Origin of the sequence: Halorhabdus sp. CUG00001 (assembly GCF_009797925.1) — an archaeon.
Classification (GTDB): Archaea; Halobacteriota; Halobacteria; order Halobacteriales; family Haloarculaceae; genus Halorhabdus.
Genome location: NZ_VOLB01000001.1, coordinates 1,855,230 through 1,875,869 on the forward strand (window position 1 = coordinate 1,855,230; position 20,640 = coordinate 1,875,869).

15 protein-coding genes and 1 tRNA gene are annotated in these 20,640 nt (G+C 64.7%); 14 read left to right on the plus strand and 2 right to left on the minus strand.

What is annotated here, in order from left to right:
• The first annotated feature begins 27 nt into the window (after positions 1-27).
• From FR699_RS09330 to FR699_RS09390, 13 genes are all read left to right on the plus strand, one after another.
• A complete protein-coding gene (locus FR699_RS09330) occupies positions 28-1,188 on the plus strand; it encodes an extracellular solute-binding protein (protein WP_158855243.1) in 1,161 nt (386 codons plus the stop codon).
• Positions 1,185-2,822 carry an iron ABC transporter permease gene (locus tag FR699_RS09335; RefSeq protein ID WP_158855244.1) on the plus strand — a complete coding sequence of 546 codons (1,638 nt, stop codon included), beginning with the start codon at positions 1,185-1,187 and terminating at the stop codon, positions 2,820-2,822. Before FR699_RS09330 ends, FR699_RS09335 begins: the two co-directional genes overlap by 4 nt.
• Complete coding sequence (locus FR699_RS09340; RefSeq protein WP_158855245.1) at positions 2,819-3,958, plus strand: ABC transporter ATP-binding protein; 1,140 nt, start codon at positions 2,819-2,821, stop codon at positions 3,956-3,958. The genes FR699_RS09335 and FR699_RS09340 overlap by 4 nt, the downstream gene beginning before the upstream one ends.
• Complete coding sequence (locus FR699_RS09345) at positions 3,958-5,976, plus strand: glycosyltransferase family 39 protein (protein ID WP_158855246.1); 2,019 nt, start codon at positions 3,958-3,960, stop codon at positions 5,974-5,976. Before FR699_RS09340 ends, FR699_RS09345 begins: the two co-directional genes overlap by 1 nt.
• Complete coding sequence (locus tag FR699_RS09350) at positions 5,973-6,515, plus strand: gluconate 2-dehydrogenase subunit 3 family protein (RefSeq protein WP_158855247.1); 543 nt, start codon at positions 5,973-5,975, stop codon at positions 6,513-6,515. The genes FR699_RS09345 and FR699_RS09350 overlap by 4 nt, the downstream gene beginning before the upstream one ends.
• The gene (locus tag FR699_RS09355) at positions 6,512-8,149 is read left to right on the plus strand and encodes a GMC family oxidoreductase (RefSeq protein WP_199268309.1); all 1,638 of its coding nucleotides are present in this window, start codon (positions 6,512-6,514) and stop codon (positions 8,147-8,149) included. Before FR699_RS09350 ends, FR699_RS09355 begins: the two co-directional genes overlap by 4 nt.
• 139 nt (positions 8,150-8,288) lie before the next feature.
• Positions 8,289-10,490, plus strand: a complete 2,202-nt coding sequence (locus FR699_RS09360; RefSeq protein ID WP_158855248.1) for a PAS domain S-box protein — start codon at positions 8,289-8,291, stop codon at positions 10,488-10,490.
• A 220-nt stretch (positions 10,491-10,710) separates the two neighbouring features.
• Entirely contained in the window at positions 10,711-11,355 is a 645-nt protein-coding gene (locus FR699_RS09365; RefSeq protein ID WP_158855249.1) for a helix-turn-helix domain-containing protein, read from the plus strand.
• A 131-nt stretch (positions 11,356-11,486) separates the two neighbouring features.
• Complete coding sequence (locus FR699_RS09370) at positions 11,487-11,711, plus strand: 4Fe-4S ferredoxin N-terminal domain-containing protein (protein ID WP_154553255.1); 225 nt, start codon at positions 11,487-11,489, stop codon at positions 11,709-11,711.
• The gene (locus FR699_RS09375) at positions 11,704-14,175 is read left to right on the plus strand and encodes a molybdopterin-dependent oxidoreductase (protein ID WP_158855250.1); all 2,472 of its coding nucleotides are present in this window, start codon (positions 11,704-11,706) and stop codon (positions 14,173-14,175) included. The genes FR699_RS09370 and FR699_RS09375 overlap by 8 nt, the downstream gene beginning before the upstream one ends.
• Positions 14,172-14,921, plus strand: coding sequence for a sulfate reduction electron transfer complex DsrMKJOP subunit DsrO (gene dsrO, locus FR699_RS09380; RefSeq protein WP_154553033.1), 750 nt, complete (start codon positions 14,172-14,174; stop codon positions 14,919-14,921). Before FR699_RS09375 ends, dsrO begins: the two co-directional genes overlap by 4 nt.
• Entirely contained in the window at positions 14,918-16,258 is a 1,341-nt protein-coding gene (gene nrfD / locus FR699_RS09385; protein WP_154553032.1) for an NrfD/PsrC family molybdoenzyme membrane anchor subunit, read from the plus strand. Before dsrO ends, nrfD begins: the two co-directional genes overlap by 4 nt.
• Positions 16,251-16,784 carry a molecular chaperone gene (locus FR699_RS09390; RefSeq protein ID WP_158855251.1) on the plus strand — a complete coding sequence of 178 codons (534 nt, stop codon included), beginning with the start codon at positions 16,251-16,253 and terminating at the stop codon, positions 16,782-16,784. The genes nrfD and FR699_RS09390 overlap by 8 nt, the downstream gene beginning before the upstream one ends.
• 465 nt (positions 16,785-17,249) lie before the next feature.
• Here the strand turns inward: FR699_RS09390 and FR699_RS09395 are convergent.
• Positions 17,250-17,322, minus strand: a tRNA-Pro gene (locus FR699_RS09395).
• 82 nt (positions 17,323-17,404) lie between these two features.
• Here FR699_RS09395 and FR699_RS09400 point away from each other — a divergent pair.
• Positions 17,405-17,683: a pro-sigmaK processing inhibitor BofA family protein gene (locus tag FR699_RS09400; RefSeq protein WP_154553030.1), complete on the plus strand. Its 279-nt coding sequence runs from the start codon at positions 17,405-17,407 to the stop codon at positions 17,681-17,683.
• A gap of 24 nt (positions 17,684-17,707) precedes the next feature.
• Here the strand turns inward: FR699_RS09400 and FR699_RS09405 are convergent, their stop codons facing one another.
• Entirely contained in the window at positions 17,708-20,368 is a 2,661-nt protein-coding gene (locus FR699_RS09405; protein ID WP_158855252.1) for a glycoside hydrolase family 31 protein, read from the minus strand.
• Positions 20,369-20,640 lie beyond the last annotated feature (272 nt).

The window sequence follows — 20,640 nt, forward strand, 5'->3', positions numbered from 1 at the left end:
ATGCATTTAGGCAAACCTAAAACAAAGATGAGTGAGCCATCGACGAGTCGACGACGGTTTCTAGGCGCGATCGGCGCCGGCGCGCTGGCCGGTCTAGCCGGTTGTGCAGGACAGACGGACGGGACGACGACCGAGGGGGCCGGGAACCTCGACATTCCCTCGCTGTCGCAGTTCCGTGGCTCCGGTACGCTCGCGGAGGGCCGGCCCGCGCCGGGCGGGACGTCGATCGCGGACCTGCCGGACCTGTCGGGATCGCTGAACCTCTACATCGGCGGCGGCGAAGGTGGCATCTATCTCAACTTCGTCGAGATGCTCGAAGAGATCTACCCGGATTTTTCGGTGTTCAGCAGCGCCGCTCCCTCCTCGTCGCTGGCCCAGACAGTCGTCGAAGAGGTCGAAGCCGGGGCCGCCCAGGCCGACGTCTTCTGGTCGATCGACGCCGCCTCGCTCGGGTACGTCGCCAACAACGACGCCTACGAACCGCTTGCCGACGCGGCGCTCGATCCCGTTCCAGCCGACTTCCAGGGCGAGGACGGCTCGTGGGTCGGCGTCGCCGGCCGCGCCCGCAGTGTGCCCTACAACACCAACGCCATCAGCGACAGCGAGATACCCGAACAGATCGCGCAGTTCCCCGAGACTGGGCCACTCCAGGGCACGATGGGCTGGGCACCGACCTACGGTGCCTTCAAGTCCTTCGTGACCGCGATGCGATTGCAGAAGGGTGCAGACGCCACTCGCCAGTGGCTCCAGTCGATGGGACAGGCAGGCACCAGTAGCTCCCCCAACGAGTACGTCGTCGCCCAGGAAGTCGCCGACGGCGATCTCACCGCTGGCTTCGCCAACCACTACTACGCGATGCGAGTGAAAAATCAGCGCCCCGATGCCCCACTCGATCTGGCCTTTACCAGCGGTGATGCCGGTGCCCTCGTCAACGTTGCCGGGGCGCTGCAGGTGAAAGGGACCGAGAAGGGTGACCTCGTGGCTGATTTCGTCCGGCATCTGCTGTCGGCCGAAGCCCAGGAGTTCTTCGCGACGGTGAGTTTCGCCTACCCGATGATCCCTGACGTCGAACCTGTCGGCGGCCTGCCGACCGTCGACGAACTGAATCCGCCCGAGATCGATCTCGCCGACCTCTCCGACCTCGAACCGACACTCGATCTGATGCGCGAGGCGGGCGTGCTGGGATGAGTTCGCCGGGCCGCACTGACCGCCTCCGCGAGCGTCTCCCCAGAGCTGGACGCGAGCGTCTCCCCGACGGGCTCACGGTGCTTGCCGTCGTCGTGGCCGTCGCGCTAGTCGTCCCTCTCACCTGGCTGTTCGTCGAAGTGTTCGACCTCGGGCCGCGTGCCCTCGAACTCACCGTCGACCCACAGACGATCGAAGTCCTCCTGCGCAGCGTCGCACTCGTCGTCGTGGTCACGACGGCAAGCGTCCTCGTCGGCGTCCCGATCGCCGTCCTCACCGCCCGAACAGACTTGCCGTTCGCGCGTTTTTGGACGGTCCTGACCGCACTCCCGCTGGCGATCCCGAGCTATCTCGGGGCGCTTGCAGTCATCTCGGGCTTTGGCTCGGGGGGGAGTCTCAATACGTTGCTCGCGCCGCTGGGCCTGCCGGAGTTGCCGGCCGTGACCGGCTTTGCCGGCGCGGCCGCCGTCCTCACGCTGTATACGTATCCGTACGTCCTCCTGACGACGCGAGCGTCGCTACTGTCACTCGACACCTCACTGGTCGAGGCCGCCCGGACGCTCGATACCGGGCGTCTCGGTGCGTTTCGACGGGTTACACTCCCCCAGATCGCCCCCGGGATCGCCGCCGGCGCGCTGCTGGTTGCGCTGTACACCCTAGCTGACTTCGGGACGCCGAACTTCATGGGTGTCGAGGTGTTCACGCAGTTCATCTACGCGCGCTACCAGAACCTGATGCGGCCCTACGCAGCCCTGCTGTCGCTGCAGTTGCTCGGGGTGACGGCAGCGATTCTCTACCTCGAATCGCAACTCGGTGCCGACGACGAGGGGGCCTACGCGAGTCGCGGATCGCGCGGCGGCGCCCTCATCAAGTTGGGGAACTGGCGCTACGTCGCCGCCCTCGTTCCAGCCACGGTCGCGCTGCTTGCGGTCGCCCTGCCAGTCGCCGTGTTCGGACTCTGGCTGACCGGTGACGGGGCAGGCTACAACACCGGCGGGCTGGCCTTTTCCTGGACGTACGGCTGGAACTCGGTGTACCTGGCCGTCTTCGCGGCGATCGCCTCGATCCTCGTCGCGCTGCCGGTCGCGGTGGCGGCCGCCCGCGGCCGGTCACGGCTGGCCCGGCTGGCCGACCGGCTCTCCTACGTCGGGTACGCGACACCGGGAATCGTCATCGCGATCGCCCTGTTGCTCGCGAGCCTCCACGGGCTCCCGAAATCGGCCACGGAACTGGTCTACCGGTCGCTCCCGCTACTGGTGTTTGCCTACGTCGTCCGGTTCGTCCCACAGGCCATCGGGGCGATCCGGGCCTCGACGATGCAAGTCGATAGCCGACTGATCGAGGCCGCCCGGACGCTGGGTCGATCCCGACTCGGTGCCTTCCGGGCGGTGACGCTCCCGCTGATCGCCCCCGGGATCGCGACCGGCGCGGCGTTGGTCTTTCTCACGACGATGAAGGAACTACCGGCAACACTGATGATGCGGCCGCTGCAATTCGATCATACGCTGGTAACCTACATCTGGAAGGTCCGGGAGGCCGGACTGTACGGCCAGGCCGCGATACCCGCTCTCGCCTTGATCGTCATCTCCGGCCTCTCGATGGCCGTCATCCTCTCCCAGGAGGGTTCGAACACATGACTGCATCACAACCATCAACTCCAGTCGACACACAGCCCCAGACGACCGGCAAATCCAACGTAACCGACGAAAAGCAGGAAATGATCCTCGCACTCGACGGCGTGACCCGCCGGTTCGGCCCCGAGACAGCCGTCGACGACATCAGCCTGACCGTCCAGGACGGCGAACTGCTGACGCTGCTTGGCCCCTCGGGCTGTGGGAAGACGACCACGCTACGCCTGCTCGCTGGGCTGGACGAACCCGACGAGGGGACGATTCAGGTCAGCGGCGAAACCGTCGCCGGCGGCGATACCTTCCGCCCGCCAGAAAAGCGGGACGTGGGACTGGTCTTTCAGGAGTTCGCGCTGTTCCCACACCTGACCGTCGGGGAGAACGTTGCCTTCGGCATTCAGGACCGCGAGGAGGCGGCAATCGACGAGCGCGTCGAGGACCTCCTGGAGCTGGTCGGTCTCGGCGACTATCGCGAAGCCAGCCCGGAGGACCTCTCGGGCGGCCAGCGCCAGCGGGTCGCACTGGCACGCTCGCTGGCCCCGGAACCCGAGGTCCTGCTTCTGGACGAACCGTTCTCGAATCTCGACGTCGGCCTGCGCGAGGAGATGCGCCGAGAAGTCCGGCGGATCATCAAAGAGACCGGCGTCACCGCCGTCTCCGTGACCCACGACCAGGAGGAAGCCCTCTCGATCAGCGACCGCGTGGCGGTCATCGACGACGGCCACGTCGAACAGATCGGCCGCCCGGAAGTGGTCTTCCAACAGCCCGAATCCCGCTTCGTCGCCGAATTCCTCGGCCAGGCGGGGTTCGTTTCGGGTACCTTCGCAGACGGCTGTGTCGAGACGCCACTGGGATGTCTCGACGCCGATCGCATCGAGGGGCTGGACACTGAATACGAGAGTGCCACGATCGACGTGCTGGTCCGACCCGACGACATCCGGGCCGTCCCGGCCGATCCCGCGGGCACCAACGCCCGGATCGTCGATCGGCAGTACACCGGCCCGTCGTTCGTCTACACGGTCGAATTAGACTCCGGGGCCGTCCTGCACTGTGAACACAACCACGCCGAAGAACTCGGGATGGACAAACGCGTCCGGGTCCGCCTGGCGACCGACCATCCCCTGGCCTGGTTCCCCGCCGAGTGATGAACCGACGCCGGTTTCGAATCGCCACGCTCGCGATCGCACTGGTCGGGGCCATCGCTGTCTGGTCCGTCTCGACGGAACTCTTTCCGTACCACTCGCTGAACCACGACGAAGGCGTCTATCTCCAGCAGGCCGCGATGTTGCTTGAAGGGAAGCTCCATCTCAAGCCGCCCGTCGAGGGCATCTTCCGGCCGTGGTTCTTCGTCGAGGGAAGCGGGGGCCTCTATCCGAAGTACGCCCCGGTCCCCGCAGGCATGTTCGCGCTGGGGGAACTGTTCGGGGGCTACCGACTGGCCCTGCCCGCCATCGCCGCCGGGATTCTCGCGGGCGTCGCGGGCGTGGCGAGGGAGGTCTTCGATCGCCGGACCGGACTGCTGGCGGCCATCTTCGTCCTGGCCTCGCCGTTGTTCCTCCTCGACACGGCGACGTTCCTCCCCTACGCGCCGACGACGCTGCTAAATGTGGCCTTTGCCTACGCGTACCTCCGGGCCGATCGGACCGACGACTGGCGGTGGGCAGCAGGGGCCGGCACAGCGATCGGCCTGGCGTTCTTCGCACGGCCCTTCACGGCTGTGCTCTTTGCCGCGCCGTTCGTCGGCCACGCGCTGTGGACGCTTCGAGACGACTGGCGAAACGCACTCCCCCGACAGGCCGCGACGGCCGGACTCGGCCTCGTCGGCGTCGCGCTCGCGCTGGGCTACAACGCCGTCCTGACCGGCTCGGCACTTACCTTCCCCTACGAGGCATTTGCCCCACAGGACGGCCTGGGCTTTGGCCACAGAGAGATCCTGAACCACGGCATCGAGTTCACGCCCGCACTCTCGATCGAAGCCAACGGCCAGGTGCTCACAGCGTTCGTTGGCCGGTGGATGTTCGGCAGCATCGTCGGGGCTGGCCTCGCACTCGTCGGACTCGCCATCGCCATGCGCCGGAACTGGTCGCCGCGGACAGCCACCCTCGCCGGCCTCGTCGTCTCGATTCCGGTCGGGAACCTCCTCTTTTGGGGCAACTACAATCTGCTCGGGAATCTGGACGTGGCCGGTGACGGCCTGATCGCCGCGCTGGGGCCGTACTACCACTTCGACCTGGTGGTTCCGACGGCGGCGTTGGCCGCAGTCGGCGCGCTGTGGGCGTTCGATAGTCTCAGAAGCGTCCTCGAAGCGCGCCTCGACCAGCGAAGCGCGGTTGTCGCCCTGACGGCAATTGCCCTCGTGGGCACACTCGTCGTGGGCGGGATCACAGTCGATCGGGCCACGGAGCCAGTCGAGCGGAACGCCGCCGTAACCGACACCTACCAGCGCGTCTACGAGCCGTTCGAGCCGGAACCACCGGACAACGCCGTCGTCATGGTGGAACCGCCCTACGGCCCGTGGCTGGGCCACCCCTTCCAGGCGTTACGAAACGACCCCGGCTACGACGGGCACACCGTCTACGCGATGGAGTATCGCCCCTTCGCCGTCGCCGACGCCTTCCCCGACCGGGACCTGTATCGGTTTGGCTACCGTGGGATCTGGGACCCACTGGGTGGCTCGCCCGAACATGCCCGGCTCCAGCGCGTCCACGAGCGATCGGGTGCGGGCGTCACACTGGATACGAGCGTCGGGCTCCCCGAGGGGATCACGGGTGCGACGATCACTGTCACAGCGGACACTGAGACAGCCCACTACGTCGCAACCGAGACCGACGGAACCCTCGCGTTCGACGTCCGGATCGCCGACGGGACCGTACAGGTAACAGGGCCACTCGATGCAGTCGATGGGGACACACTCAGCGTCGAGGGCCGAGAGGACATCGACGTGACGGTCTTCGCCGATTACGGCGCGAGTGGCTTCGAATATCGACTCTCAGTACCAGTCGAAGCCGAACGGAACGGAGTCCGAGCGCTCACCCCGACCGTCGAGTACTGTCTGGACGTCCGTGCCTGTGGTGGTGCAGCGACCTATCTGCCCGAACAGGCCCCCGATGGCGTGTTCGTCCAAACAGCACTTCGGACAACCGACGAGGAAGCCAATCCATGAGTCACGAACTCACCAGACGCGACGCGATCGCGGCGCTGTCGGCCGCGGGCGTGGCCCTTGCGGGCTGCGTCGCAGCGCCCGGCACTGACGAGCGCGCGACCGACACGGACCGCCAGCTAACCGACCACGACCGGGAAACGATGGTCGCGACTGCCGACGTCCTCTATCCGACCGACGTCTCCGGAATCGAGGGCTTCGTCGAACGGTACGTCGATGGACGTGTAGCCGAACGGCCCGAACACGCCGAGGGGATCGCCGACGCCCTCGCGTATCTCGACGAGTATTGCCAGGCGTGGTTCGAGAGGGACTTCGCAGCGCTGTCACGCAAAGAGCGCGACAACGCACTCCGGGAAATGCGGGCCAACGAGGCGACGCCCGACCCCGACGGGAGCGACATCGAGCAGGTGCGTTACTACGTGATCAACGACCTGCTGCTGGCGCTGTATGCCTCGCCGACCGGCGGCCAATTGGTCGGGATCGAGAACCCGCCGGGCCATCCGGGCGGCCTCGATAGTTACCAGCGGGGGCCACAGTCGTGAGCGTCGACCGGACGCCACGCGAGCGGGTGGACGTCTGTGTCGTCGGCGCAGGCCCGGCCGGGTCGCTGCTCGCCCACCGGCTTGCCGAGGCGGGCTACGCGGTCGTCGTACTCGAGGCCGGCCCACGCTTCGACCCCGAACGACGGATCGAGCAGATGGGCGATGCCCTCCGGCCGACACATGGACGCCCGGAAATCTGGGAGATGGGCGGGGCTCGGGACGCCTTCACTTCGAGTGGAGATCGCCACTACCCGCTGAATCACGCCCGGGTGAAAGGCGTCGGCGGCTCGACACTGCACTGGCAGGGCATGGTGATGCGGCTGCACGAGCGGGATTTCTCGGTCGCAACGCGGGAGGGTGTCGGGGCGGACTGGCCGATCGACTACGAAGACCTCCGGCCGTACTACGCCCAGGCAGAGAGCGCGTTGGGGGTGGCCGGTGCGAGCGACAACCCCTTCGCCCCACCGCGCGAGCAGGCCCACCCGATGGCGGCATTTGCCCCGTCACACAGCGACGGGATCTTCGCCCAGGCCTGTGAGTCACTGGGCATTGGGACCCACTCGGTGCCCAACGCCCGCAACTCCGAGCCGTACGACGACCGGGCGGCCTGCGTTGGCTATGGGACCTGCCAGCCCGTCTGTCCCTCCGGCGCGAAGTACGACGCCACCAGTCACGTCGCGAAAGCCGAGGAAGCAGGCACACGAGTGATCGATCGGGTTCCCGTCCAGCGTCTCGAACACGACGCGGCGGGTGAGCGCGTGACAGCGGCGGTGTATGCGACGCCAGAGGGCGAGACCTACCGGCAGCGAGCCCGGCAGTTCGTCGTCGCGGCCGGCGGCGTCGAGACCCCACGGCTCCTCTTGCTCTCTCAGTCGTCGCAGTACCCCGACGGGCTGGCCAACAGCAGCGGGCTGGTAGGGCGGTACTTCACCGAACACCTCTTTGCGGGGACGGGCGGTCGAATCGAGCAGGCGACACGCCAGCACCACGTCGGGTTCAACACCACCGAGTCCCACCAGTTCTACGACGATCCCGCGGCGGGGACAGACGAGGGGATCCCGTCGGCCGGAGCCGACGCGGACGACCTCGGGGCGATCAAACTCGAATTCCACAACTACGCCGGTCCCGCACCCGTCGAGGCGGCACTGGCCGACGGCGGCTGGGGCGACGGGCTCCGGGAGCGAGTCGCCGATGCGTACGGCAATCACCTCGCCGTCGGGGCCTTGATCGAACAGACCCCGCGCCGGGAGAACTACGTCGGCCTCGATCCCGCACGGACCGACGACCACGGCAATCCCGTCCCGGAGATCCACTGGGGACTGGACGCCCGGACCGAGCGGACGATCCGACGGGCAAACGAGATTCAAGAAGCGATCCTCTCCGAACTCGATGCCGAGAGAACCTGGCAGGTCGGCCCCGAGAACACCGGGCCGGCGTCCCATCACATGGGCACGACACGGATGGGGAGCGATCCAGCGGCGAGTGTCGTGAGCGGACAGGGACGGAGCCACGACCTTTCGAACCTGTGGCTGGCCGGCAGTAGCGTCTTTCCCACCGGCGGCGCGATGAATCCCACCCTGACGATCGCCGCACTGGCGTTGCGGACAGCCGCCCACATCCAAAAGCAGGTGTAGTGCGACGGCGAAACCACGCCAGGCCGACACCGGCACGCCCGACGATCGCTGATGGCGACGAGATGGGACAAATCACCGCGCGTATCGTGTTAGACAGGCTAGCATAACGATTATCAGTAATTAGTCACCTTGCAGACGTATGGGTGCTGCAACCGGGATTTGCTACGTCACCGCCGACCCGGACGTCGAAGAGAGCGTCGGGGAAGCACTGGAAGCCACCCACTCCCGGTTTCGCGTCGAGACGGCGACGAGCGTCGAGACGGCAGTCGATCGACTCCAGGCGGTCGATTGGATCGTCAGTGACCACGACCCGCCCGAGATCGACGCCATCGACGTCCTCGAAGCCGTCCGGGCGGTCGACCCCGAGATGCCGTTCGTGGTGGCGACAGCGAACGGGTCAGAGCAACTGGCCAGCGAGGCCGTCTCGGCAGGCGTGACCGAATACATCAGCCAGACGTCCAGCGACGACGGCGAAACACTCGCCTCCCGGCTCAGTGAGGTAATCGAACGAGCCGGCCGCGAGCGGCAAACCGACACGGATTGGGCACTCCGGGAGATCGCTGCCCAGACCGACGACGTACTGTTCGTCGTCGATGCGGACTGGGAGACCCTTCGGTTCGTGAACGGAGCCTACGAGGACATCTTTGCGGGGTCGATCGCGGACCTGCGGGCCGACCCAGCGTCGATCGTTACGCAAATTCATCCCGACGATCGGGAGACGGTACACCGGGCGATGGGGCGTCTCTCGGCGGGCACAGCAGCGACAGTCGAGTGCCAAGTGTATGGCCCCGAAGGGACAGTGCGATGGATCCGGGCCGAAGGCAAACCGGTCTTCGACGACGGCACGGTCAGCGAAATCGTCGGGTTCGTCCGGGATATCACCGAACAGGTCGAACGCACGCGACGTCTGGAGACACTCATCAGTAACGTGCCGGGCATCGTCTATCGCTGTCGGAACGATCCCGACTGGCCCATGGAGTACGCCAAAGGGGAGTGTGAGGCGACCACAGGCTACACAGCGACAGAACTAGAGAGCGACACACTCGTGTGGGGCGAGGATGTCATTCACCCGGCAGACCAAGAGCGCGCCTGGGAAACCGTCCAGGACGAACTGGCAGCCGACGGTCGCTTCGAACTCACCTATCGAATCCAGACACAGGGAGGCGAGACGAAATGGATGTGGGAGCGTGGCCAGCTGGTCGAGCGACGAGACGCCGCAGACACCCTCGAGGGGTTCATCACTGACATCACCGAGCGCAGAGAGCAGAAAGAAGAACTAGCGGAACTGAACACGCTGCTCTCGACATTGTTCGAGACGCTCCCGGTCGGCGTGACAGTCCTGGACGACGACGGCAACATCACGCGTGCAAACGAGCACGCCGAAGCGGTCCTCGGTCTGGACGAATCGGAAATCATCGGTCGAACGTACGACGACCCCGAGTGGGAGATCATCGACGCGGACGGCAACGAGATCCCCCCCGAAGACCTCCCGTTCGCCCGCGTGATCGCGAGTGGTGAACCGAGCTACGACTATCGCCACGGGATTCGCTGGCCCGATGGCTCGGTCCATTGGCTGTCGATCAACGCGGCGCCGCTGGCGACGGATCCCGACGATATTCAGGAGGTCGTAACGGTGATATCGGACATCACCGAGCAGCTGGAAAACGAGCGGGCACTGACACGGCAAAACGAGCGCTTAGAAGAGTTCGCAAGTGTACTCAGCCACGATCTCCGGAATCCGCTGAACGTCGCCAGCGGTCACCTGGAACTGCTCGCCAAAGCGGACGACAGCGAACACGTCGCCGCGATCGAAACAGCCCACGAACGGATGAAAACGTTGATCGAGAAAATGCTGCTGTTGGCCCGTGAAGGCGATCGGATCTCGGAGACGGAACCAGTCTCGCTCCGCTCGCTGATCGAGAACTGCTGGCAGACGGTCGACACCCCTGGCGCGCGACTCCGCGTGTCGATCGATCGGTCGGTCACCGCAGACCGGAACCGACTGCGACAGCTGCTGGAAAATCTGATCCGGAACGCCATAGAGCACGGCGCTGACCCGGCCGGGACGGTGGCCAGAGACGGCGACGATACCCCCGCGGTAACCGTCCAGATCGGCCCACTCGACGGCGGCTTCTACGTCGAAGACGACGGGCCAGGGATTCCGCCAGACGAGCGTGAGGCGGTCTTCGAGACCAGCTATTCGACCCAGGACAACGGGACCGGGTTCGGTCTGAGTATCGCCAGGCGCGTCGCCGAAGCGCACGGCTGGGCGATCCGCGTGACCGAGAGCCAAGCGGGCGGGGCACGATTCGAGATCACGGGCGTCGAGTTTGTCGACTGATCGACGGCAGGCTGATCGTCACAGGAAAGCGGGTCGGTGAACCGCATTCGAGGGGGGAGAGATCACACTCTCAGACGGAGGGCACGCGTCCCACGCGTGCGGTCAAAGAGCACGCTATCGGTCGCGCCTTCGATGTCGAACCGTACAATCGGTCAACACGCGTTCTCTTTCCGAAAGAATCGGCAATAGATTCAGGGCATTCCGGTATGGATCATCACGTATGAGTCCCCGATCGAGTCCTGCAGTCGATGCAATCGACGACGAGGAGAGACCAGGATTCGATTCCCGACGCCCGCTGACTGCCGTCCTGAAAGTCGAGGGCGCCGACTGTGTCTGTCCTGCGGTCGACACCGGTGACAGTACCCCACCACTCGACCACCACATAATCGACGATACCTGCCACGTCACCTCGTGTGGGAGCATCGAGGACGCCGCAGTCCACTACCGACGGACGACGGTCGACGGAGAGTGTGTCTGTCGGATCGTGGCGTCTCACGGCTGTAACCCCTCCCTGCAGGTACTGGGCGAACAGTCGGTCGTCGTGCGGACGAACCCGCCCGACAAAGAGACCTTACGGGAGGTCGTCACGGACATAAGAGAGATCGCAGAGAGTGTCCGCTTGCAACAACTGGTCAGGGGTGGGCCTGGCGACCGTCGCTCTGAGCTCGTCGATCTCGACAATCTGACCGAGACAGAGCGTGAAACGATCGACTGGGCGATCGTCGCCGGCTACTACGATCGACCGCGGTCGATCGATTTCGAAGAGTTGGCCGACGAAATCGGTATCTCGAAGTCGGCCCTCTCGAAGCGGCTTTCGGCGGCGGAAGCAAAGATCATGCGCGATCTATTCAGCGACGAACCCTAGCCCGCTGGTGGCCGGGTTTCCGGGGTGTATATAAAGACCTCAATTGTGTCCGGACAGTAGGTTGGAGGGGGAGAACGTGGGTACAGTCGTGGTGGCTCGAAGTGACTGATACGACCGACACACACGACGAGATGGAGCGGTATCTCAACGGGGACAACTGGGAACAGTCAGTCGAGGCAACTCTCGACGAGAGCGCCCACAGTACGGAATTGGGCAAGCAAATGGGGCGGGACGCAGTCCGAGTCAGCATCGGTGAGATGTCCGAGTCGGACTTCCACGAGAAGTATCACGACGCCGTTCTCGAGGAGTTCGGCGTCGATAACCGACCGACGAAGCCGGAGGGATTCGATGAGTGAACACGACGGCGTCACGCGCCGGAACGTCCTGCTCAGTGCTGGAGGGGCCGCAGGCGTCCTCGGCCTCGGCGGTTCGCAGGTCCTCCAGTCGTTGAGCGACGATTCAGGGGTCAACGACGTCGAGAGCTTCCTCCAGGAGAACACGGTCGTCCACGGCTACTGTTCGCCCAACTGTCGAGGTCACTGTCCCCTCGACATTCACGTCCGGGACGGGCAGATCCGGAAAGTCGAGCCGGCGATTCCCGACCGCGAGGAGTTCCGACGGGCCTGTACGCTGGGACAGACCCACATGCACCGGACGTACAATCCCAACCGGCTGAAGTATCCGATGAAGCGAAGCGACTGGTCGCCCGAGACCCCGAACCCCCAGGGACGGGGACCGGACGCCGACTTCGAGCGCATCGAGTGGTCCGAGGCCCTCGATTACGTCGCCGACGAGATGCAACGCATCCGCAAAGAGTACGGTCCCGAGAGCGTCTACTTCGAACTCGGATCAGGCGGTAGCGGCATCAACGGGACGGTTTATAGCCGTCTGGCGAACCTTTTCGGCGGGACGATGATGTCCTGGTCGATCGACATCAACGTCGGTCTCGGCTTCCGGCGGATCACCGGCTCGGGGTACTTCAACACCCCGACGAACATGCGGACCGACATCAAGAACGCCGACACGATCCTCATTTGGGGTGGCAACGTCTTCAGAAGCCGCCTCAATCCCGACGCACGGTTCCTGCTCGATGCCATCGAGGGTGGAACGAAGATCGTCGGTATCGATCCGGTGTACAACCAGACGACAGCGAAGTCGGACCTCTGGTTGCCGGTCAAACCCGGCAAGGACATCCACCTCGCGATGGGGATGATCCACACCGTCCTTGAGGAGGGACTGGAAGACACCGAATTCTTACGAGAACGGACACTCGCGCCGGCCCTCGTCAGAACCGACAACGGCGATCTCCTCAAGACGGGAGACGTCTTTGCGGACGGTGACGACGAGACACCGGTCGCCTACGACGAGGCGGCCAGTCAGGCGGTGGCACTCGAACCGGAAACGTACGGCGAGTACGCACTGCGTGGCACCTTCGACATCGGTGGCCACGAAGTCCGGACAGCGCTGACGGAACTCGATGCGGCTGCGTCCGATTACGCACCGGAGGACATCGAAGAGACCGTCGGCGTCGAGGCCGAAAACATCCGGCAAGCGGTTCGCTGGCTCGCAACGCGGGGACCCGGCGGCGTGATGACGGGCCTCGGCGTCGACCGGTACGTCTACGGCCACGTCTTCGGCCAGGCGTACGCGATCCTCCTTGCGCTCACTGGCGATTACGGCCGGAGTGGCTGTGTCACCGGCGGCCGATTCGCCGGCTCCGGTTACAGCAGCGATTACGGGACCGTCGAGGGAAGCCCAGGAGTGCGGCGGTTCCAACAGAAGGGGATTCTCTCGGCGCTGCAGGGTGACGCCGACCCGCCGCTGAAAATGATGTACACCCAGTCCTCGAACTTCGTGGCCAACCAGCTTCCCGACCGCCAGCAGTGGATCGATGCGCTGTCGAATCTGGATCTCGTCGCAGTGGCCGACATCCACCACACGCCGACTGTCCAGCACGCCGACATCGTCCTGCCTGCCTCCCACTGGACCGAACGCGAGGACATCACTGGAGCCGGTGAACACCCACATGCCATGTACCGCGAACCGGTCCACGATCCGCTGTGGGAGTCCAAATCCGACCATTGGATGATCGCGGAACTGGCCGACCGGCTGGGTTACGGCGAGCACTTCGAACGCGATCGCACGGCGTTACTCCGGACGATCCTGGAGGCCGAAGACCGGTTCACGTTCGAGGAGATCCGTGAGAAGGGGACGATCCACCTCGAAACCGACGAGGTCATCTTCACAGGCGAGTTCAACACGCCCTCCGGGCGGCTCGAAATTTACGACGAAGACGCGCCCACCGAAGATGGCGTCTCCCTCGAAGTGCCGGTTCCCCTGGAAGATCGAACAGCAGACGATCACGAACTGGCCGAGGAGTACCCGCTGTTGTTCATGCAAGGCCACTCGAAGTGGCGCATCCACTCACAGTGGGCCGAGAACCCGCTGATGCGGGAGATCAACCCGGAACCGCGGATCGACATCAACCCACAGGACGCCAAAGAACGCGGCATCGAGGACGGCGAGTACGTCCGAGTGTACAACGACCGCGGCGAGATGATCGTCAAGGCGAAGTACAACAACGCCTACCGGCCCGGCCACGTCAACACTGACCAGGGATGGTGGGGCGATCACTACATCGCCGGCCACCACAACAACCTGACACACACGGACGTCAGTGAGACGATCGAGAACTTCGCGTTCTACGATACGCGTGTCGAGATCGAACCGGCCCCGGACGACCTCGATACGAGCAAGTACGACGACCCGGCCGAGACAGAGTGGATCGACGAACTGCAACACGGCGGTGATACAGCATGACCAACTACGGAATGGTGATCGATCAAGAGCGGTGTATCGGCTGTCACTCCTGTGCAGTGGCGTGTAAAGACGAGAACAACGTCAGCACGGGCCAGGCCTGGAACCGGATCCTCACCACGGGTGGCGACAACATCGACACGCCGGCAGGCGAGTATCCAGTCGATGGCGGGGACGGAACGCTGTCGATGGAGTATCAGCCGACGGCCTGCCAGCACTGTGAGAACGCGCCCTGCGTGAAGGTCTGCCCGGTCAACGCCACGTACACGCGTGAAGACGGCATCGTCGAGATTGACTACGAGAAGTGCATGGGCTGTCGATATTGTATGGCAGCCTGTCCGTACAACGCGCGAGTGTTCAATTACGACGAACCCGAGACGACACCACCCGACGGGACCGGCAACGTCGAGCAACGCGAACGGGGCGTCGTCGAGAAGTGTACGTTCTGTAGCCACCGCCTGGAGGAGGGCCTCGATCCGGCGTGTACGATCGCGTGCCCGTCGAGTGCACGGATCTTCGGCGACTTCGACGACCCAGACAGTGCCGTCTCGCGGTACGTCAAACAGTACGAAACCACGCAGTTGCTCGAAGACCTCGAAACGGACCCCAGTACCTACTACATTCGCGGGGAGATGAGCCCCGGACGGAACCATCTCGGCAACGAGATGGAGTCCGAACTCGACGACCCGCCAAAGCGTCGCAACGCCAAGCCTGGGGTGCCAGCGACCGACGGAGGTGAAGACAGATGAGCAACGCGGCCGCCCAATCCGGCGCGTTCGGGACCCGTGGGAAGGCCTGGATCGGTGCATTGAGCGTGCTCGTCCTCGCGGGGCTGGCGGCTTGGGCCTACCAGCTCAGCGAAGGGCTAATCGTCACGGGGATGGACAACGTCTTCTCGTGGGGGCTGTACATCATGTTGTTCGTCTTCTTCGTTGGCCTGTCGGCTGGCGGGTTGATCATCTCTAGTGTCCCGAAGTTCTTTCACTCAGACCGGTACGACTCGATCGCGGCACTCGGCGTGCTGGTCAGCTTTGCCTGCATCGTGGTCGCAGGACTGCTAATCTTGCCCGATCTTGGTCGCCCAAGCCGGGTCGTCGGGTTCTTCCTCTCGCCGGACTTCCGATCGCCGATGGTGTGGGACTTCGGGATCGTGGTGCTATATGGCCTGTTCTGTGCCGTGTACTTCTGGCTGCTGACCCGGCGTGACCTGGCCGCTCGCGGGTCGCGACTGGCCTTTGGCGTCCAGGATACGGCGGCCGGCCGACAACGCGATCGGAAACTGTCGTTTTGGGCAGCAGCAATCGCGATCCCGCTTGCGGTCGCATTGCACTCGGTGACCGGTTGGATCTTCGCGCTACAGATCGGCCGTGGGAGCTGGTTCAGCCCGCTGGTGGCCCCCATGTTCATCATGAAGGCACTGGTCTCGGGGCTGGCACTGGTGCTCGTGGTCGCGATACTCGCCGATAAGTTCACGCGATTCGAACTGTCGAAGGAGCTGGTGCCGGAACTCGGGAAAGTGCTTGGCGTGTTCGTCGCGGTGCACATCGTGTATCTCGTCGGTGCCGAGCGGCTGCCCCACGCCTGGGCCGCGAACTTCGATTTCTGGGCGATCACCAGTGGCTTTCTCGTCGGCGATACGGTGTCGTTCTGGCTGTGGACCGTCGTCGGCGGGGTGGTCCCGCTGGCGTTGCTGGTCGTTCCGGCGCTCCGAACACGGACCTGGGCTGTGTTCACTGCCAGCGTGTTCGCGATCCTCGGTATCCTCTTCGAGGGCGTGAACCTCATCTTCACCGGCTACAACGATCTCAACATCGGGGCGGCTCCCGGCGTCACGACCGGGACCGGATACAGCGGCGTCGGCTCGAACATCTGGGCGACGGTCGGCACCTACACGCCGACGGCGATCGAGTTGCTGATCTCGCTCGGGCTGGTCGCCCTCGGGGCGTTGATCCTCACTCTCGGCCTGCGGTACTTCCCGGTGTTCCCGAGCTCGGCACTCGGGGATGGCACACGGACGAACCCGACCGGTGACACCGCGACCGCAGACGGCGGAACGATTCGACCAGACGGTGGCAGCGATGAGTGACGCCACCGCAGGCGGAGAGGCGACAGCCGCCCAGGGCTATGCGGTGCTGGCGCGATGCTGGCGCCAACCGGACGAACAGCTCCGGACCGCCATCGAGTCGGGGGCACTCGCCGGTGTCGTCTCCGAACGCGAGACACTCGACTTGACGGCGTTGGGGACCGAACACGCCCGCCTGTTTGTCGGACCGGACAGCCCGCCGTGTCCGCCCTACGAGAGCATCTATCGCGATGGCGATGGCGACACCGCCGGGAACGTCCTCGGCCCGTCGACGCGAGCGGTCGTCGACTGGTACGACGAGTACGGCCTCGGGCTCGATCCGGAGTGGTCGGATCTCCCCGATCACATCGCGACCGAACTCGAATTCGCGGGCCATCTGTCGGCGGTCGCCTCTCGGGAAACCTGTGAACAGTTCCTGGATGAACATCCCCGGCAGTGGTTCGAGACGTTCTTGGATGGAGTTCGGGCAGAGACACGCGAGCCGTTCTACGCCGAGCTCGCGGACGCGACCGCCGCCGTCGTGCGATAATTTTCGATCCCACCTTTCGTAAGGTGTGTCTCACCCCCAGTACAATCTTAACGCCGCGAGATGGCGCTTTGTCCGCCTCGGTTCGTCGGCCCGGTAAACCGACGTGACCGTGTGAAGACCGACTGGGTGAGCCCCAGGCAGGGACGGCCCCAAAGGTCACTGATCAGAACCGAAGTATCCAGACCGCCGATCCCGATAGACTCGCGAAACCGAACGCCCGTGGCACCTCTGATCGCTACCCCGCTACCGATGGCGTCGACTCACCGGACGGCCGACCTGGTGTCGTCGTGGCACCGAACGGCCACCTCGGCATGCAGACAGTTGCGAGCGAATAATCGAGGCGCTCGCCGTGGCGAGGGGGTTGGCTACTGGCGAGCGCAGCGAGCCAGTAGCTATTTTTGGGCCAGCTTTTTTGCAAGGAGAGGTGTGCCTACGGCGTACCCGACCAGGAAAACGGTGGTACAGTGGGACCGCGCGGATTTGAACCGCGGTCAACGGCACCCAAGGCCGCAAGGATACCAAGCTACCCCACGGTCCCGCATTACCCGTTTGCAGCGAGGCGATCTAAAGCGTTTCGTTCTGGCCAGAAAGCACATACGAGGGTGTCGCGAAGTTGTCGTATGGTCGCACTACTCGAAATCGGTGCCCTCCTAGTCGTCTTAGCGGTCGTCTTCGGCGCGTATTGGATCGTCAAAGCGGTCAAGCCGTTCATCTGGAACGCCATCCTGGGACTGCTCGTGTTCTTGCTCGCCGATCTGCTGGTCGGACTCGAAGTAGCGATCAGCCCGCTGGCGGTGTTGGTCGTCGCCGTCGGCGGTGTGCCGGGCGCAGTCCTGGTGATCTTGCTATCGATCCTCGAAGTCGCGTTCGTACCCGGCGCGATCGTCTTTGTGCTCTAAAGCGGGTTCGAAACGAAGCCAGGGTCAGTGAGCCGGTTCGTCCGGCGCGTCACTCTCGACAGCCATCGTGAACGTGTCGCCGTAAGTGAGTTCGAGACGCCCGTCGACCGCACTGCCACTCACGTCGAAGGCAGTCCAGTCCGGGACGGTCCCGGACTCGGCCGAGCCAGCATCGAAGAGGAACGGTTCGTCCTGCCAGTCCCAGGTCGTAAATCGATAGGAGACAGATGCGTCGTCGGGATTCCAGACGACCAGTCGCTCCGCGCCATCGTGGTCGAGCCGGGCCGCCCCGGCGCCGGTGATCGTCTCGACGAGCGCCCGCATCTGGGCAGTCGTGAGTGGCCCGGAGTACTCGGCCAGCCATGCGATCGAATCGGGCTCGAAGTCCTCCAATATCGCCTCCTTGACGGCGACGTGGGTCTTGAACGACCACAGGAAGTCCTCGATGCGCTCGCGGGTGTGGTCCTGTCGAGAGATCAGCGAGTCGGCGTCGGTGTCGAGGGTGACTGACAGGCCCTCGCTGACGGCCATCGCGTCGAACGCCACCACCAGCGTAGCGTCCGACTCACGGTAGGTCACCTCGAAGTCGACCGGTGCATCGACCCTCACGTCCGTCGGTTCGCTGACGCCCCGGAGGTGGAGGTCGTAGGTGCGCTCGTCGGGAATGAGCGAGCGGTCACCGGCCGCGGGTTCGATCTCGAAGGTCAGGCTGTCGCCATCGAACGTCTGTGTCAGGGTCGTGGTTGCGGAGGCACCGTCACGGTGGGCCATCGTAGTGCCGTCGTCCTCGTAGAGCGTAAACTCGTTGTCCGCGCCAGGGAACGCGACGACGCGCAGTCGGTCGGGATTGGCGACATCCTGACGCGCGTCGGGATCCATGGGCACGATCGCCCCCGCTTTGGCGTACACCGGCAGATCGTCGAGATCCCCGTAGCGGGCGAGCCACCGGCCGCCATCGTGGTACTGGCCGGACGTGAAGTCGAACCACTCACCCTCGGGCAGCCAGACCGACCGCCGGGCCAGATTGGTCTCATCGTCGCGCTCGCTGAGGTGGGGCGCAGCGAGCAGTTCGCTCCCGAAGTAGTACTGGTGGACGGTCTCGTAGGCCGCCTCGGCGTCGGGATGGTGGTAGTACATCGGCCGGACGAGCGGGACGCTCTCGGTGTGATCGCGCCACGCCATCGTGTAGATGTAGGGGAGCAACTCGTGACGCAGCGTCAGGGCGTCTTCGAGGCTCTCCGAGATCGTGCCATCGAAGGCCCACGGACGCTTATCAATAAAGCGGTGTTTGGTGGTGTGGATGCGATTGATCGGCGAGAGGGCACCGAACTGCGTCCAGCGGGCGTACAGTTCCGCAAAGTCGCGCGGGTCGCCCTCCCCGCCCATGTGGCCGCCGATGTCGTGACTCCACCAGCCGTACCCGACGTTGGCCGAGGTGGCCGTCAGGTGGGGCTGGAACCGCAGGGACTCCCAGGAGATGTAGGCGTCACCGGAGAAGCCGATCGGGTAGCGGTGGCCGCCGAGGCCGGGCCACCGCGAGAAGATGAACGGCCGTTTCCCGTCACGGGTCCGATCGAGCGAGTGCAAGTGATTTAGCGCCCACAGCGGGTCGAGTCCCTCCATCTCGGGTGACTCGTCCCATTGTTGCCAGTCGATCCACCAGAAGTCGACGCCCTCCTCGTCCTCCATGGGGTCGATCAAGTGCTCGAAGTAGCCACGGAGGAACTGCGGATCGCTCGCGTCGAACTCGACTGGCTCCTCACTCGCCGGGTCGATCCCCATGAAGTCGGCAAAGTCCTCGTACTGAGCCTCGTGAGGATGAACACCCTCCGCAGGATGGAGGTTGAGCGTCGTCTTGATGTCGTTGTCGTGGAGCCAGTCGATGAACCCGGAGGGATCGGGGAAGTACTCGTCGTTCCAGGTCCAGCCGGTCCAGCCATCGTGGTGTGCGTTGTCGACGACGTGCCAGTCCATGTCGATCACGGCGACCGACAAGGGGATATCCCGATCGAGGAAGCCCTCGACAACCTCGCGGAGTTCGTCCTGGGAGTACTCCCAGTAGCGACTCCACCAGTTGCCAAGCGCCCAGCGGGGCACCATCGGCACCTCGCCGGTGATCGCCCGGAAGTCTGCTAAGCGAGTCTGGTAGTCCTGCCCGTCGCCGAAAAAGTACAGGTCTTCGTAGCCGTCGGCCGCCTCGCGGGGCTGGACCCAGCCGTCGTCGCCAAAGACCAGCCGGTCGGTGTCCTCGACGACCGCCCACCCGTCACGGGACACCAGCCCGTCTTCGAGCGGGGCCGACCCGTCGACCTCGTCTACGGTCCGCAACGATCCGTTCAGGTTGCCGTCGTTGTCCGCACCGTAAACCCACTCAGTGCCGTCGGCAAGTTCGATCGACAGTGTTTCGGCGCTGAATCCATCGCCAGTGTGGTCGTACTCGAGTTCCAGGGCGTCGGTCTCGACGACCAGAGACTCGCCGGTCCGGGTTACCTCGAAGTCGGGAACCGGCTGGTCGCGATACCACACCAGTTGGCTCGGCCGGTCCTCGAAGGTCTCGGTCGGATCGTACTCCAGCCGGAGAACCCGGGGCGAGAGGACCGTAATCCGGCAGTTGGGAGCCGAAACGATGGCGTCTGGCTGTGCGTGCGGTTCGAAATCCGGAACGTGTCGATTGGACAGATGCATAACTACTGGGTAGTGGAGGGCGGGGAGGCGCCCGCAGACCGGAGGTGCTCGTTGGGGGCAAGCCACGTCGAGAGGGGGCCGACCACCGATTTCGGGGTCTCGTCGTCGATCGAGCCCCGGTTGCAACCGTCGAGGGAGACAGCCGGGCCGGTGTCGTCCGGCGACCCATCGTCGGTTGGTCGCCGTTCCCAACCCACGGGAGTCCCGCATAGGCGAGACACACCTCGTCGGCGGGGGGACTAGGCATCAATTTACTATGAAGGAACGGCAAT

What these genes read in the sequence shown, in the direction of transcription:
- FR699_RS09360 (WP_158855248.1), top strand. Translation starts at nt 8,289, where the DNA reads ATGGGTGCTGCAACCGGGATTTGCTACGTCACCGCCGACCCGGACGTC.
- FR699_RS09400 (WP_154553030.1), top strand. Translation starts at nt 17,405, where the DNA reads ATGGTCGCACTACTCGAAATCGGTGCCCTCCTAGTCGTCTTAGCGGTC.
- FR699_RS09330 (WP_158855243.1), top strand. Translation starts at nt 28, where the DNA reads ATGAGTGAGCCATCGACGAGTCGACGACGGTTTCTAGGCGCGATCGGC.
- FR699_RS09350 (WP_158855247.1), top strand. Translation starts at nt 5,973, where the DNA reads ATGAGTCACGAACTCACCAGACGCGACGCGATCGCGGCGCTGTCGGCC.
- dsrO (WP_154553033.1), top strand. Translation starts at nt 14,172, where the DNA reads ATGACCAACTACGGAATGGTGATCGATCAAGAGCGGTGTATCGGCTGT.
- FR699_RS09340 (WP_158855245.1), top strand. Translation starts at nt 2,819, where the DNA reads ATGACTGCATCACAACCATCAACTCCAGTCGACACACAGCCCCAGACG.
- FR699_RS09335 (WP_158855244.1), top strand. Translation starts at nt 1,185, where the DNA reads ATGAGTTCGCCGGGCCGCACTGACCGCCTCCGCGAGCGTCTCCCCAGA.
- FR699_RS09370 (WP_154553255.1), top strand. Translation starts at nt 11,487, where the DNA reads ATGGAGCGGTATCTCAACGGGGACAACTGGGAACAGTCAGTCGAGGCA.
- FR699_RS09365 (WP_158855249.1), top strand. Translation starts at nt 10,711, where the DNA reads ATGAGTCCCCGATCGAGTCCTGCAGTCGATGCAATCGACGACGAGGAG.
- nrfD (WP_154553032.1), top strand. Translation starts at nt 14,918, where the DNA reads ATGAGCAACGCGGCCGCCCAATCCGGCGCGTTCGGGACCCGTGGGAAG.
- FR699_RS09375 (WP_158855250.1), top strand. Translation starts at nt 11,704, where the DNA reads ATGAGTGAACACGACGGCGTCACGCGCCGGAACGTCCTGCTCAGTGCT.
- FR699_RS09390 (WP_158855251.1), top strand. Translation starts at nt 16,251, where the DNA reads ATGAGTGACGCCACCGCAGGCGGAGAGGCGACAGCCGCCCAGGGCTAT.
- FR699_RS09345 (WP_158855246.1), top strand. Translation starts at nt 3,958, where the DNA reads ATGAACCGACGCCGGTTTCGAATCGCCACGCTCGCGATCGCACTGGTC.
- FR699_RS09405 (WP_158855252.1), bottom strand. Translation starts at nt 20,368, where the DNA reads ATGCATCTGTCCAATCGACACGTTCCGGATTTCGAACCGCACGCACAG.